Raw genomic sequence first — 13,884 nt, 5'->3', positions numbered from 1 at the left:
TGCATCGGCGCCCGAGCCGAGCGGCCGTCCAGGTTGTCGTAGCCGGCCTGTCCCACCGCGAGACGATCGAGCGCAGCGAGATCAATGCCGGCGAACTTCCGGGAGGGGACACTATCGTCACCGTCACTTTCCGCTGGTGCGACGGACCACCACCTGGTCCGCGAATCGCAGGTCTATCACTTCAGGCACTTCGCCCGATGTGTTCGAGGCCGCGTGAGCGAGCGCGTTCAAGGCCTCGCGAAGGCGGTCCTGCGACACACCGAGGGGCAGCAGAAACTCCACGTCGGGCTCGATCCAGCGTGCGACGATCGTCCGGCGCTCCCCCCACCGCACCTCGGAGACCATCTGCAAGAACGCGGTGTCGATACTCATGAGGCGAGCGACCTCGGCCACGAGCTCACGCGCTTGCCCCGGAAGCAGCCTCGAGCCGGCTGCGGGAGCCCGACCCACGTCGACGAGCGGCAGGTCGAGACGGTGCTCAGCGGGATCGAGCGGAAGTAGGATGCCTTCCTCGTCGACGGGCACGACCGTCGGGGTCGAGACCAAGGCCACCGGTACGCGTTCACCGATCGTGATCACGAGCGCGTTCGGAATCCTGCGCTCGACTTCAACTGTCCGAACCAGCGGGTGGGCTCGAAGCGCTTCGGCCCATGAGTCGAGGTCACCCCAAACCGACGTGTCAGGCCCGACACGTATCGCCTCGAGCACATCTGAGCGGGTGAGGTAGCGCACTCCCCGGATCTCGACTTCGGTGACCCGGAACGCCTCCATCTCAGAGAGCGCTTCGGGAACACGCCCGCCCCACGTCCACGCGGCGCCGAGAAGAACGGTCGCGAGCAGGATGCGGAGTTCTCTACGCATGGACGCTCGCCTCCAGGCCATCGAGCACCGTCTGCCCCACGTCTTCGATCGAGCCGGCCCCGAGCGTTAGCAGCACGTCACCCGGGCGAAGTTCGTCCAGGAGGGCTTCCGGCAGAGCGCCGACTTCTGCCACGTAGCGCACCTCTCTCAGACCCGCCCGCTCCAGCGCCGCTACTACGGTCTCCCCGGTGATTCCGGGGATCGGGGCTTCTCGGGCCGGGAACACGTCGGTGACGTAGGCGAGGTCGGCGGACGCCAGCGAGACCCCGAAGGCGTCCGCAAAGTCGCGCGTCCGTGAGTACAAGTGTGGCTGGAACGCCGCCACGATACGGGCTGCCGGGAACATCGAATGCGCCGCCGCGAGCGTCGCTTCGATCTCGGTCGGGTGGTGCGCATAGTCGTCGATCACGACTACGCCGTGGGCTTCTCCGAGCCGCTCGAAGCGGCGTTTCACCCCACGGAAGCTCGCGAGTGCTTCCAGGATCGCCGCCCACTCGGCGCCCAACGCCCTGGACACGGCGGCCGCCGCGAGAGCGTTGCGCAGGTTGTGTACTCCCCCCATCGAGAGCGTCAGCTCGCCAACCCCGACCCCCTCTTCTACGACCCGGCAGCTCGTTGTCGCCGAGGTGACTCGTACGTCGATGGCTCGCAGCATCGAGCCGGCCGACATCCCGTAGGAGAAGCCCGCGGAGCCGGCGCCCGGCAGTAGCGACGCAGCGCCGTGGTCGTCGGCGCACGCCACGATCCGGCCACCGTTCCGCATGCCGCGGAGAAAGGTCAGGAAGCCCTCGCGCACACCTTCGAGGTTGCCGTAGATGTCGAGGTGATCCGCCTCGAGATTGGTGACCACGGCCACGTCGGGCGTGAGCGCGTGGAACGAGCGATCGTACTCGTCGGCCTCCACGACGAAGAGGTCGTCGGACCCGAAGCGGAGATTGCCCGACCAGCCCGGCACACGCCCACCGACCAGGCCCGTCGGGTTTTTCCCGGCTCTGGCGAGCACCTCCGTGGCCATCGCCGTCGTCGTCGTCTTGCCGTGGGTGCCGGCGATCGCGACTACGCACCCCGCGTTCACGCATGCACCGAGCGCCTGCCCGCGCTTGAGCACCGGGATTCCGCGCTCACGTGCACGCAGCATCTCGGGGTGGCCCGCCGGCACTGCGGATGTGACGACCAGCGCGGACGCCTGTTCGACGTGCGAGTCGTCGTGACCCAAGTGAATCTCCGCGCCGAGAGCACGCAGGTCGACGAACGCCTGACTCTCCTTCAGATCGCAGCCGGTTACCCGCCCCCCTTGCCGCAGGAGGAGTTCAGCGAGCGCGAACATGCCCACGCCTCCGACCCCGACGAAGTGGACGGGCTGCTCCGCCGCGAGCGCGCGCAGATCAACGTGCACGCCGGTCATCGGATGTCTCCCCGTGTGGTGAGGAGCCCCTCGACATCGGCGGCGATCTCGCCGGCAGCGCCGGGCCGCGCGCGACCCAGCGCTGCGCCACGCATGTTGGCGAGAGACGCTTCGTCCTCGGCCAGGCACACCACCTCGGCCCACAAGCGCTCACCGGTGAGGCCCGCCTGGTGTGCTACAACCGCCGCGCCGGCCTCGGCGAGCGCCATGGCGTTAAGTGCTTGGTGGTTTGCGGCCGCGGTCGGTAGTGGAACCAGCACCGCCGGCAAGCCCTGATTCAGCAATTCCGCCGTGGTCATCGCGCCCGCCCGGCTCACAGCGAAGTCCGCGGCAGCAAGCGCCGAGGGCATATCCTCGATGTAGGGGAGCACATGCACCCAGGGCGGATCGCCCAATCGCGCGAGCCTTGCGGCCACCGCCTCGTGATGCTTCGAACCGGTGGACCAGAGAAGCCAAAGTCGCTCGGGCCGACTGAGCACACTCCCGACCACGCCGTCGATCGCCTGAAGGATCAGTTCGTTGAGCGCGAGCGAGCCCTGGCTCCCGCCCGTTACGAGCGCTACGAGCGCGTCGGCGGGCAGTTCGAAGAGGCTGCGTGCCTCCGCTCGACTGCGAGGTGAAGTAGCCCGCACCGGGTTGCCACTCTGACGCACCCGGCCCTGCACACGTCTCGGCAACCGCCCAATCGCTTCGGGGAAGGCAACGTGGATCGTGACCGCGAAGCGGCTGAGAACGCGCGTCACCAAGCCGGGCACGGCGTTCTGCTCTTGCAGCACCAGCGGCACGCCCAACATGCCTGCGACGAGCCCCGCAGGGGTTCCCGCGTACCCACCGGTCACCACGACGGCCTCCGGCCGTAGGCTGCGAAAGAGCCGCGTGACGGTATAGAGCGACGAGCACAGGGCCGGGACGGCACGCCAGCTCGACATGGGCCTCGTGCGATCGATTCCCCGGACCGGGAGCAGATAGTGCTGTTCGCCCCGCTCCGGGAGGATTCGAGCCTCCAGGCCCCGGGTGGCACCGATGAAGACCGCGCGGACATCGCGTCGTCGTGCCCTGAGCGCATCTGCGATCGCCAACGCAGGGTAGAGATGCCCCCCAGTCCCGCCGCCCGAGAAGACGACCACGGGGCCCTCATGCACGGGCCGCCTTTCCGCCCGGAGCTGCACGGGCCACAGAAATGAGGACGCCCATCGCGGCCAGCGTAACCACCAAGTTCGAGCGTCCCCATGAGACCAGCGGCAACGAGAGCCCAGTCGGTGGCAGCAAGCCGAGGCCGACCGACATGTGCAGCACGGCCTGGAGCGCGATCAGGTTGGTGAAGCCGAGCGCCAGCAGCTCGCCGAAAAGATCCTGCGCCCGGCTCGCGATCCGGAACCCGACGAGCACGATGCTCATGTAGAGCGCGACCAGGAAGAGGACCCCGAGCAGGCCCCACTCCTCCCCGATCATGGCGAAGATGAAGTCGTTGTGGGCCTCTGGCAGGAATCCGAACTTCTGCCGCCCCTCCCCTATTCCCACGCCCGTCAAGCCGCCGGAACCAAGTGCAACGAGCGACTGACGGACCTGGAAGCCCGCGCCGGAGGGATCCACCGCCGGGTTCAGGAAGGCCTCGATCCGGTCGCCGCGGAAGCCCACGGCGAGTTGCTTCTGAAGGAAGGGCACGATCAGTAGCCCGAGGAGCAAAAAGTGCGAGACCCGTACTCCGGCCGCGAAGACGATCATGACGCCGAGCAGCCCGATCAACACCGCTGTGGAGAGATCGGGCTGCAGCGCTATCGGGACCAGCACCAGCGACCAGATCACGAGAAAGGGCGCGAGTCCCTTCCGCAGCGACCGAAAGTGCGGTGCCTTCTTCACCGCCATCGCGGCGGTCCACACGATGACGGCGATCTTCGCAAACTCCGAGGGCTGCCCCGATACAACACCGACCTGCAGCCAGCGACGCGAGCCCTTGATCTCCGGCGCAATCGCTTCGGTTCCGGGGAGAACGAGCACGACGAGTGTCGCGACGCTCACCCACAGCAACGGCCAGGACAGACGTTGCCACCAACGGTAGGGCGTCAGCGCGCACGCGGTCAGGACCAGAAGCCCTGCGCCCGCGCCGGTAGCCTGCCTCAATAGGTAGTAGGTGTCGGGTAGGCCCTGTCGCATCGCCAGCACCGATGAGGCGCTGTAGAGCGTCACGAGCCCGAAGGAAAGCAGCAACACCGTGAGCCCCATCACCGCCACACCTTCCCAACCGCGCCCGAGCCCGGAGTCGGGCAGGAGGATAGGCCCGGCGGGCGCGACGTCCATGGGGCGGGCCGTCACGCAGCTCCCCTCGCGAGCGCTGTGAAGAGGCGCCCTCGTTCTTCGTAGTTCTCGAACATGTCGAAGCTCGAGCACGCCGGTGAGAGCAGGACGACATCGCCAGGCTGTGCGATGGCGGCGGCGCGGCGCACGGCGCTCTCGAGCCCGCCCGCGACCAGGTCGCTTCCCGACAGTTCACTTACGAGCCGCGACCCGGCGGCGCCGTAGGCGATGACCGCGCGCACGCCCGCGCCGTCCGGCACGAGTCGGGAGAAGTCCTCTCCCTTGTCCTTGCCGCCCACCAGCAGCACGACCGGCCGATCCAGGCTCTGGAGCGCGGAGCGGGTCGCCGCGACGTTGGTCGCCTTGGAGTCGTTGACCCAGAGCACGCCATCGCGGTCGGCCACCGGCTCGAGCCGGTGGGGGAGCGGGCGTGCCGTCCGCAGACCACTCCTCAATCCCTCCGCATTCGCCCCCGCGAGCCGTGCCGTGATCGCTGCCGCGAGCGCGTTGCCCAGGTTGTGACGACCGAGCAGCGGCAGCTCCTCCGTTGGGATCAGGGCATCGGCCTGGCCTTCGGTGCGAAGCGTCAGCGCGCTCCGGGAGACGAAGGCGTGCGTTCCCGGGTTCTCCAACTCACCGAAGAAGAAGCGAGTGCCCGGGGTCTCCGCCATCAGAGACACGACAGCGGCGTCCCCCGCCGGTAACACCCAGACGCTGTCCGCGTCGGCACGGTTGAAGATCCGTGCTTTGTCGGAATAGTATGCGTCGAGACTCGAGTACCGGTCGAGGTGGTCGGGTGACAGGTTCGTGATCACTCCGATGTCCGGCCGAAACGTGTCGACGTCGGCGAGCTGGAAGGAGCTCATTTCCAGTACGTACCAATCTGGAGACTCCTCGAGCAGAGCGAGCTCCGAGGCCGCTGGCGCGAGCCCGCCGCCCACATTGCCGCCCACAGCCGCGCGGAGCCCGGCCGCCTGGAGCAGGTGCCCCACCAAGAGCGTCGTCGTCGTCTTCCCATTGGTTCCCGTGACCGCGATCAGTGGTGCAGAGAAGAACCGAACGGCGAACTCAGGCTCGGAGATCCACCCAACACCACGATCCGAGAGCGCTCGAAGCACCGGAGCGGCGGGGAGTATTCCGGGACTGACAACGACGAGATCGGCTCCCGCCAATCGCTCGAGGTCGTGTCCTCCCATCTCGACCCTGGCGCCTGCTGTTCGCAGGTCGGCTCCACCAGCTGCAACTGCGGGTTCAGTACACAAATCCGAGACATAGACGTCTGCTCCTCTATCGAGGGCCAATCGGGCCGCGGCGATGCCGCTGGCTCCGAGGCCGATGATCGCCACACTCACTCCACTCAATTCGCTCATTACCCATTTCCACTTCGCCTGATCACAGCATACTCGCTCACCTGATCTTGAGGGTTCCGAACGCGAGCATCGCGAACAGGATTCCGAGGATCCAAAAGCGCGTTACCACCTTCGGCTCGGGCCAACCGAGCTTCTCGAAGTGGTGATGGATGGGGGCCATCCTGAAGACGCGTCTGCCCTCCCCGAACCGGGCGCGCGTGTATCGGAAGTAGCTTGTCTGCACGATCACCGAGAGGATCTCCATGACGAAGACGCCGCCGACGATCACCAGCAGGAACTCAGCCTTGAGTAGGATCGCCATGACCCCGATCGCGCCGCCCAACGCAAGGGAACCGGTGTCACCCATGAAGACCTCGGCTGGGTGAGCGTTGAACCACAGGAATCCGATCGCGGCACCTGCGAGCGCGACCGCGAAGATCGCGAGCTCACCCGCGCCGGGTAGCGCGAAGAAGCCCAGGTAGTTCGCCCAATCGGAACGGCCCGCGATGTAGGCGAAGATCCCGAACGTCACGGCCGAAATCGCAGCGAGTCCCGCCGCGAGCCCGTCGAGGCCATCCGTGAAGTTCACCGCGTTCGACGTACCCGAGACGACGAACCCCGAAAAGACGATGAAGGCGAACGGAAAGAAGTTCGCCTGCACATCCGAGAAAAACGGCACCGAGGTCGCGGTCGATGGATGAGGCGAGATCGGGTTCAGGATCAGGAAGACGCCGAGTCCAAGCCCGAACGTCCACTGCCCGACCATCTTGTACCGGGCGATCAGACCCCTCGACTTCCCCTGAACCACTTTGAGGTAGTCGTCCAGGAAGCCGATGGCGCCCATCCACAGGAGCGAGACGAGCGCGATCAGGACGTACACGTTGGTCAGGTCTGCCCACAGCAGCGTTGAAGCGACCGCCGCCAGGATAATCAGGACCCCGCCCATGGTAGGGGTTCCGGCCTTCGAGAGGTGCGCCTCGGGCCCGATGTCACGCACGACCTGGCCGACACTCGCGAGCCGAAGGCGGCGAATCACCATGGGACCGAAGACGAATGCGATCAGCAACGACGTCACCACGGCCCCCGCGGCTCGGAACGTCAGATAGCGGAAGACGTTGAAGACGATGTGCACGTCGGAGAGGCCCGGTAGGAAGTGGTAGAGCATCAGGCCTCCGCCGTAGCCGACGGCGTCTCGGCACCAAAGTCCTGCTCGAGCGAGGGCAAGATGCCCTCGAGCGCGACGCCACGGGACGCCTTCAGGAGCACGACTTCGTCACCCTCCAAGCGCTCCCGCAGGGACGGATAGGCGCTCCGCCAGTCGTCGGCGCGCAACACACGGTCAGCGTCGGTGGTGGCCGCGGCGGTATCCGCGAACGCACCGGTCGCCACGATCAGATCGATGTCGAGTCCGAGCGCGAACGTGAGTAGCTCTTCGTGGAGCCGCGCCGTGGCCTTTCCCAACTCCAGCATGGTGCCGAGCACCGCGACGGTTCGGGATGCCGCTGACTGGCCCCGCAACAGGTCAAGCGCCGCCCGAACGCTCTGTGGATTGGCGTTGTAGCAGTCGACGAGGACGGTCAGGCCCCCGATCCGTCGGACCTCACCCCGCAACGATCCGGGCTCGGCGCTAGCGATACCCTGCACTGCGTCCTTCGGAGCGATGCCAACCAGCTCCGCAATCGCCAGGGCGATCATGGCGTTCGCGACCGAATGCCGTCCGGGCAATGCGAGGGCGAGGCTCTCGCCGTGCCAATGGAAGCGATGGCCCCCGAATACGTCCACCTCGACCTGTTCGGGGCGAAGCGCAGGGTCGGCGCGCTCACCCCACCCGGCGACCCGCACCGAGGGGCAGATCGAGCGCGCGCCATCGACCAGCGCCGCCGGCTCATCGCCAACCAAGCAGGTACCGCGGCCGGCGACCGCGCGTAGGAGGTCGAGCTTCTCGGTCAGCACGCCCTCAAACGACCCGAGCTTCTCCAGGTGACTCTCGCCGACCGTCGTGACGACGCCGATGTCCGGCTGGGCGATCGCCGCGAGCGTCGCGATCTCGCCCGGCTCGTTGCTGCCGAGCTCGAGAATCACCACGTCGACCTCGCTCGGCGTCGCGAGCAGCGTGAGCGGCATGCCGATCCGGTTGTTGAAGTTGCCGGACGTCGCATGAACTCGGGCTCCGCCTTCGATCGCGGCACGCGCGAGGTCCTTCGTGCTCGTCTTGCCAGTGGAGCCTGTGATCGCGACTACCGGAACGTCGAGCGCCTGGCGCCGGAAAGCTGCCAAGGCGCCGAGCGCGATGAGCGTGTCCTCGACCGCGTACAGTTGCTCGCGCGGCGCAGCCTCTACCGGCCGGGACACCACCGCGCCGATGGCCCCACCCGCGAGCGCGTCGGCAACGAAGTCGTGCCCGTCGAAATGCTCACCACTGAGCGCGACGTAGAGGTCTCCTGCGGCGATCAAGCGCGAGTCGGTCGAAACGCCGGAGTACGCAACGCCATCGTCCGCGAGCTCCGCCGGCAGGCCGAGCGCTTCGCGCACCGCGCCATCGGTCCAAACGAAGCGGCTCATGCGACGCCCAGTTCCTCCAGGCACTCTCGCACCACGACCTTCTCGTCGAACGGGATCGTCTCGGTCCCAATCACCTGGTACGTCTCGTGCCCCTTCCCGGCGAGCACGACGGTGTCCCCGTCTTGCGCCGTTTCGAGCGCGAAGCGAATGGCAGCGCGTCGGTCGACGAAGCGCTCGTATGCCCCATCTGCCAGCCCCTCGGCGAGATCGTCGAGGATCCGCTCAGGATCCTCGGTCCGCGGATTGTCCGACGTCAGAACGATCACGTCGGCCACGCGTGCGACCGCCTCCGCCATCGGACGACGCTTGCTGACGTCGCGGTCGCCGCCGGCGCCGAATACGACGATGAGGCGACCCCTCGTGAGCGTGCGCACCGCCGAGAGTGCCCCGTCGAGCGCGTTCGGAGTGTGCGCGAAGTCGATGAGTACCGAGAAGGGCTCCGTCACCACTGTCTCGAGGCGGCCCGACACCGGCGGGACCGTATCGAGTCCGGCGGCGATCTCGTCGATCGAGAGCCCCGCAGCGGCACCGACCGCCGCCGCCGCAAGCGAGTTTTCGATGTTGTAACGCGCGAGCAAGGGCAGGCGCACCTCACGTCGGTCCCCATCGATCACGAGCGTGAACTTCGATCCGTCGGGGCCCAACCGAATCGACTCTGCCCTCACGTCGGCCTCGGCATCCAATGCGAAGGTGCGCAGCGCGCGACCACCGGCATCGAGCTCCTCCCACGCGGGATCGTCGCCGTTGACGACCAGGGTCCCGTCCGGCGCGACGAGCTCCACGAGACGGGCCTTCGCGCCGAAGTACTCGGCCATGCCGGCGTGGTAGTCGAGGTGGTCCTGCGTGAGGTTGGTGAAGACACCGACATCGAACTCGACGCCGTCCAGTCGATGTTGATCGAGTGCGTGGGAGGATGCCTCCATCACCACGGCCTCTATCCCTCCGTTGGCGAGCTTCCAAAGCCACACGGCGACCTGAACCGGGCCAGGCGTCGTAAGACCCTCGGTGCCCGGCCACACGCCCTCGTCGTCGACGACGCCCAGCGTACCGACCGCAGCAGCAGGCCCTCGACCCGCCATCAGATGACGCACGAGCAGCGCTGTGGTCGTCTTTCCGTTCGTGCCGGTCACGCCGACCATGAACATGCCCTCGTCGGGAGTACCGATGACCGCACGCGCCGCCAGCGCCGCCGCGCGACGACCGTCAGCCACCACGAGCTGTGGAACGTCTACGTCCACCGGACGCTCGACCACGACCGCGACGGCCCCGTTCGCGACAGCGTCCGCCACGAAATCATGCCCGTCCGAGGAGGCGCCCTTCCATGCGAGGAACAGGTCACCGGGCTGGGCGTCACGGGAGTCCTGACATACCCCCAGAATGGTGACGTCCCTCGGGCCGCGCAGCTCCCCAAGGAGGTCGGCCGACCGGAGGACATCGCCTACCGCGTCCAGGGTCCGCGCGGGCTCAATCATCACTCTTCCTTCGTATCTTCAGCAGGATCGTGTCGCCTCGGACCACGCGGGTGCCCGCCGCGGGTTCGGTCCCGATAATCTCTCCGGCCTGCGCTCGGGAAACCCTCAGCCCCAACGCGTGCAGTCGGCGGACCGCGATCCGTGAAGGGAGCCCGGAGACGTCCGGTACGGGCACGGTGGACCCCAACGAGGGCGACTCCAACGGCGCCTTCTGAGCCGGCGGCACGGGGGGATCGATCGGTAGAGAAGCGAAATGGGTGGCTGGACGCGCAGGCGGAGTGGTGAACGCCTGCGCCGCGCGCAGCAACGCGGCGCGATCGAGGTGGGTCGCTCGGGCGGCGAGCGCGGCCTCCATCGTGGCACGTGTCACCGGCGCCGCCACTGCGCCGCCGTAGTACGCGCCTTGGGGGCGCTCGAGCTTCACGAAGACCACGAGCTGCGGGTCCTCCGCCGGGAAAAAGCCGACGAAGGACGAGGAATACGCCCCGGGCTCATAGCCGACGTTGGGAGAGTAGAGACGGCTCGTTCCGCTCTTGCCCGCGACACGGAAGGTGCCGAGGCGCGCTGACTTCCCGGTCCCGTTTTCGACCACGTCCACGAGCACGCGGCTCACCGAGCGGGCAACCTGCGGGGAGACGACCTGGCGGATCACCCGCGGCTCGAAGCGCTGAAGCACCGTGCCATCGCTGTCGCGGATCTCGCGGACCAGGTGGGGCTGCATGAGCCGGCCGCCGTTCGCCAGCGCCCCGTACGCCATCACCATCTGCAGCGACGTGACGGAGATCTCATACCCGATCGCGAGCGACACCGGAGATTGTTCCGTCCACCGTTCGGGTCGGCGAAGCGTGCCCCGTACCTCACCCGGAATCTCGATGCCCGTGAGACCGCCGAATCCGAAGTCGCGCAGGTTCTCGTACTGCCGCCCCGGTGGCATCGGCTGGGCAGCTTTCGCGATCCCCACGTTGGAGGAGACGCGCAGCGCGTCGGCAACGGTCATGCGGCCCGAGTGGTGCTCGTCGAGTGTGCGCCCGGCGACAGTCCAGCTTCCATCTCCGACGTCGATCGTGTCGTGCAGCGAGACTATTCCATGCTCGAGGAGGCCGGCAACCGTGAACGGCTTGAGCGTGGAGCCGGGCTCGAACGGCGTGTTGATCGCAGAGAGCGAAGCGGTCTGACCGTCGCGGATCGAGACGAACGCGAGGATCTCACCGGTATACGGATCGGTGATCAGTAGGTCTCCGCCACGAGCTTCCGTATCGTCGATCGCTTCCTGCAGAGCCTCGCGTGCGATCTCCTGCAGATCCATATCGAGAGTGAGCACAACCTCACCGCCCGGATGTGGCGGCTCGACGAGAACGCGCTCGCCGGGGATCTCTCGGCCGAGGTTGTCCCGCGCCACGACTGCCTGGCCGGGGCGGCCGCTCAGCAAGTCCTCGAAGGCCTGCTCCACTCCGCCACGCCCCGTGTCGTCGAGGACGACACCGAGTACGCCGTCCGCGAGGTCTCCGTGCGGGTGGTAGCGCTGCAGCTCGCGCGTGACATAGATCCCGCGGACACCATTCAGCTGCTCACGCACTGCGGGCGGGTAGCGACCCAGGACGACGCTCCAGCGCCGTTCCAGAGACGTGAGCTGCCGTGCCTTGCGGGACGAAATCCCAAGCGCGTCGACGAGGAGAGCACGTGCCGCCTCTACGTTCATGAGTTCGTTCGGAGCGATGCCGACGCTGAAGCGCTCGCGCGACACCGCGAGTGGCGTGCCGTCGCGGTCCAGCACGCTCCCGCGCGCCGCGATGACTTCTTCGTCCTTTCGGTGCTGAGCTTCCGCGAGAGCGCGCCACTGCGCAGCCTGCACCCCCTGGATCTGGCCCGCGCGCAGACAGATGATTGCCGCCGCGGTGAGCCAGGCGCCGAGCAGAACTCTTCGCCGCCAAGGACTGGGCCGCCCGATCGCGTCTTGCGGGGTCATGGTCTCGAGTCTCCCGGAAGCGTGACCAACTCCACCCCCTCCGGGATATGCATTCCAAGGCGTTCTCGCGCCTCGGGCACCACACGCGCCCGGGACTCGAGCACCAGGATCTCCCGCTCCAGCTCGACCCGCTCCGCCGCGGCTACCGACATCTGGCGGTGTAGCTCGTCGAGCGAGGCGAGTGATTCCAGTGCCCGGCTCTGCCGCCACGTAACCATTCCGAGCGCACCGAGCAGGACGACGAAGACCACCGCGCCACGAGCAAGGGTGGCCGGTCCCATCAGGCGGCCCTCCGCCAGGCTCGCAGCCGAGCGCTGCGTGCGCGCGGGTTCCGCCCGATTTCGTCTCGGTCCGGACGTACCGGCTTGCGCGTGAGTGTCTCACCCAACGGCACGCCTCGGCAACTGCACAGGGGAAGCTCTGGGGGGCAGACGCACGCCTTGCTCCACTCGCGGAACGCGTTCTTCACAACCCGGTCCTCGATTGAGTGGTACGCGATCACGACCAAGATGCCTCGATCGTTCAACGCTTCCCGGATGGCGGGTAGCCCCATCTCCAACAACTCCAGCTCCTCGTTTACGGCAATCCGGACAGCCTGGAAAATCCGTGCCTTGTCCTGCCGAGAGGGCGAGCGCCGCAACGTCACGGACAGCGCTGCGACCAGATCGTCACTCGTCTCCAGCGGAGCAGACGCACGACGCTTCAGGATCTCCCGCGCCAGTCGCCGTGCCCTAGGCTCCTCGGCATAGTCACGGAACACCGACACGAGCCGGTCCTCACTGGCCGAGGCCAGCAAGAAAGCGGCGTCGTTCCCCTCCGTCGTATCCATTCGCATATCCAGTGCCACACCGCGTCGGAAGGCGAATCCCCGGTCTTCTTCATCGAGCTGATGGGAACTCACGCCGAGGTCGAGCAAGGCACCGTCCAGGCCACGGTCGCGGACCTCGATGTCCGCCGGCGCGCGGTCGAAGCGGCTGTGCAGAAAGCGCACTCGGTCGCCGTACTCGCCGAGCGCTGCCCGCGCCTCCTCGAGTGCCTCCGGATCGCGGTCCACGGCCAGAACCCGGCAGCCGCGACACTCCTCGAGGATCCGCCGCGCGTGCCCTCCCCCACCGACCGTGCCATCCAAGTAGAGCCGCTCGCCCCCGGGACTTAGGAACTCCACTACTGCGTCGCTGAGCACAGGCTCGTGGTAGCCGAAGTCGGTCATCCGAACAGCCGGTGCGCAAATTGTTCCAGGGCGCCCGCGTCCTCCTGGACGGCCTCCCCATACGTCGAGGGGTTCCAAAGCTCCACGCGGTCGAGGTTGCCGCTGAGCAGCACCGTGCCCGAGAGCCCTGCGGCCTCCTGGAGGCCTGCGGGCACGAGGATCCGCCCCTGTTTGTCGGGCACAACCTCCACCGCGTTCGAAACGATGAGCCTGACCTGGTTCCAAGCCTGCGGATCGTTGCGGCGGTATTCGAGAAGTCGCTCCTGCACGCCTACCCACTTGGATTCTGGAAAGAGCGTCAGGTACGGCTTCTCCCATTGGAGGAGCACGAAGCGGCCTGAGTCAGCCTCTCGACGAAACGCCGAGGGAAGGCTGACCCGCCCCTTCTCGTCCATCTGATGCTCGTATTGCCCGACGAATCCGTTCACCAACCGCCCTTCGTGGTAAGAAGTGGGATTAAGTGGGATATCATGGTGTCAGTATACGCCCCGGTGGCTCAGGGCGTCAAGGGTGCTTTATTACAAATATTTGGGGTCGTGAGGCAGTGCCGGATGATGGGAATGCGCGCTCAGGACGGGCACGATCACCGAATCAGCGTTTTCCCCAATTTTCGATTTTACGAAGAAACACCGAAGGTGCCCTCGCGGGGCGGTGGGTCGAAGTGGGGGGGGGGTCGGCACAACCGGCGGTGAGCACGGGGAGGCCCCGCGCCCACATACATGCGCAATGAAAAAGCGCCCCGGAGCCGAAGCCCCGGGGCGCTC

12 protein-coding genes are annotated in these 13,884 nt (G+C 67.1%); all 12 read right to left on the bottom strand.

Features of this window, described 5'->3' with window-relative positions; genetic code table 11:
* Positions 1-123: 123 nt before the first annotated feature.
* From IIB36_04155 to IIB36_04100, 12 genes are read right to left on the bottom strand one after another with little or no spacing between them, the layout of a single operon-like run.
* Positions 124-861, bottom strand: a complete 738-nt coding sequence (locus tag IIB36_04155; GenBank protein MCH7530940.1) for an FtsQ-type POTRA domain-containing protein — start codon at positions 859-861, stop codon at positions 124-126.
* A complete protein-coding gene (locus IIB36_04150) occupies positions 854-2,266 on the bottom strand; it encodes a UDP-N-acetylmuramate--L-alanine ligase (protein MCH7530939.1) in 1,413 nt (470 codons plus the stop codon). Before IIB36_04150 ends, IIB36_04155 begins: the two co-directional genes overlap by 8 nt.
* Entirely contained in the window at positions 2,263-3,408 is a 1,146-nt protein-coding gene (gene murG / locus IIB36_04145; GenBank protein ID MCH7530938.1) for an undecaprenyldiphospho-muramoylpentapeptide beta-N-acetylglucosaminyltransferase, read from the bottom strand. Before murG ends, IIB36_04150 begins: the two co-directional genes overlap by 4 nt.
* Entirely contained in the window at positions 3,401-4,579 is a 1,179-nt protein-coding gene (locus IIB36_04140; protein MCH7530937.1) for a cell division protein FtsW, read from the bottom strand. Before IIB36_04140 ends, murG begins: the two co-directional genes overlap by 8 nt.
* Positions 4,576-5,931, bottom strand: coding sequence for a UDP-N-acetylmuramoyl-L-alanine--D-glutamate ligase (gene murD / locus IIB36_04135; protein MCH7530936.1), 1,356 nt, complete (start codon positions 5,929-5,931; stop codon positions 4,576-4,578). The genes IIB36_04140 and murD overlap by 4 nt, the downstream gene beginning before the upstream one ends.
* A gap of 37 nt (positions 5,932-5,968) precedes the next feature.
* A complete protein-coding gene (locus tag IIB36_04130) occupies positions 5,969-7,075 on the bottom strand; it encodes a phospho-N-acetylmuramoyl-pentapeptide-transferase (GenBank protein ID MCH7530935.1) in 1,107 nt (368 codons plus the stop codon).
* Positions 7,075-8,472: a UDP-N-acetylmuramoyl-tripeptide--D-alanyl-D-alanine ligase gene (locus IIB36_04125; GenBank protein ID MCH7530934.1), complete on the bottom strand. Its 1,398-nt coding sequence runs from the start codon at positions 8,470-8,472 to the stop codon at positions 7,075-7,077. The genes IIB36_04130 and IIB36_04125 overlap by 1 nt, the downstream gene beginning before the upstream one ends.
* Positions 8,469-9,944 carry a UDP-N-acetylmuramoyl-L-alanyl-D-glutamate--2,6-diaminopimelate ligase gene (locus IIB36_04120; GenBank protein MCH7530933.1) on the bottom strand — a complete coding sequence of 492 codons (1,476 nt, stop codon included), beginning with the start codon at positions 9,942-9,944 and terminating at the stop codon, positions 8,469-8,471. The genes IIB36_04125 and IIB36_04120 overlap by 4 nt, the downstream gene beginning before the upstream one ends.
* Positions 9,937-11,910: a PASTA domain-containing protein gene (locus IIB36_04115; protein MCH7530932.1), complete on the bottom strand. Its 1,974-nt coding sequence runs from the start codon at positions 11,908-11,910 to the stop codon at positions 9,937-9,939. Before IIB36_04115 ends, IIB36_04120 begins: the two co-directional genes overlap by 8 nt.
* Positions 11,907-12,191, bottom strand: a complete 285-nt coding sequence (locus IIB36_04110; GenBank protein MCH7530931.1) for a hypothetical protein — start codon at positions 12,189-12,191, stop codon at positions 11,907-11,909. Before IIB36_04110 ends, IIB36_04115 begins: the two co-directional genes overlap by 4 nt.
* On the bottom strand, positions 12,191-13,120 hold the full coding sequence (rsmH, locus tag IIB36_04105) for a 16S rRNA (cytosine(1402)-N(4))-methyltransferase RsmH (GenBank protein MCH7530930.1): 930 nt from the start codon (positions 13,118-13,120) through the stop codon (positions 12,191-12,193). The genes IIB36_04110 and rsmH overlap by 1 nt, the downstream gene beginning before the upstream one ends.
* A complete protein-coding gene (locus IIB36_04100; protein MCH7530929.1) occupies positions 13,117-13,548 on the bottom strand; it encodes a division/cell wall cluster transcriptional repressor MraZ in 432 nt (143 codons plus the stop codon). The genes rsmH and IIB36_04100 overlap by 4 nt, the downstream gene beginning before the upstream one ends.
* Between the last annotated feature and the right edge of the window lie 336 nt (positions 13,549-13,884).

This window comes from Gemmatimonadota bacterium (genome assembly GCA_022560615.1).
In the GTDB taxonomy this organism is placed as follows: domain Bacteria; phylum Gemmatimonadota; class Gemmatimonadetes; order Longimicrobiales; family Gaopeijiaceae; genus UBA1138.
This window is presented reverse-complemented; position numbering and strand designations above follow the sequence as displayed.

What these genes read in the sequence shown, in the direction of transcription:
- IIB36_04155 (MCH7530940.1), bottom strand. Translation starts at nt 861, where the DNA reads ATGCGTAGAGAACTCCGCATCCTGCTCGCGACCGTTCTTCTCGGCGCC.
- IIB36_04150 (MCH7530939.1), bottom strand. Translation starts at nt 2,266, where the DNA reads ATGACCGGCGTGCACGTTGATCTGCGCGCGCTCGCGGCGGAGCAGCCC.
- IIB36_04115 (MCH7530932.1), bottom strand. Translation starts at nt 11,910, where the DNA reads ATGACCCCGCAAGACGCGATCGGGCGGCCCAGTCCTTGGCGGCGAAGA.
- IIB36_04120 (MCH7530933.1), bottom strand. Translation starts at nt 9,944, where the DNA reads ATGATTGAGCCCGCGCGGACCCTGGACGCGGTAGGCGATGTCCTCCGG.
- IIB36_04130 (MCH7530935.1), bottom strand. Translation starts at nt 7,075, where the DNA reads ATGCTCTACCACTTCCTACCGGGCCTCTCCGACGTGCACATCGTCTTC.
- murD (MCH7530936.1), bottom strand. Translation starts at nt 5,931, where the DNA reads ATGAGCGAATTGAGTGGAGTGAGTGTGGCGATCATCGGCCTCGGAGCC.
- IIB36_04125 (MCH7530934.1), bottom strand. Translation starts at nt 8,472, where the DNA reads ATGAGCCGCTTCGTTTGGACCGATGGCGCGGTGCGCGAAGCGCTCGGC.
- rsmH (MCH7530930.1), bottom strand. Translation starts at nt 13,120, where the DNA reads ATGACCGACTTCGGCTACCACGAGCCTGTGCTCAGCGACGCAGTAGTG.
- IIB36_04110 (MCH7530931.1), bottom strand. Translation starts at nt 12,191, where the DNA reads ATGGGACCGGCCACCCTTGCTCGTGGCGCGGTGGTCTTCGTCGTCCTG.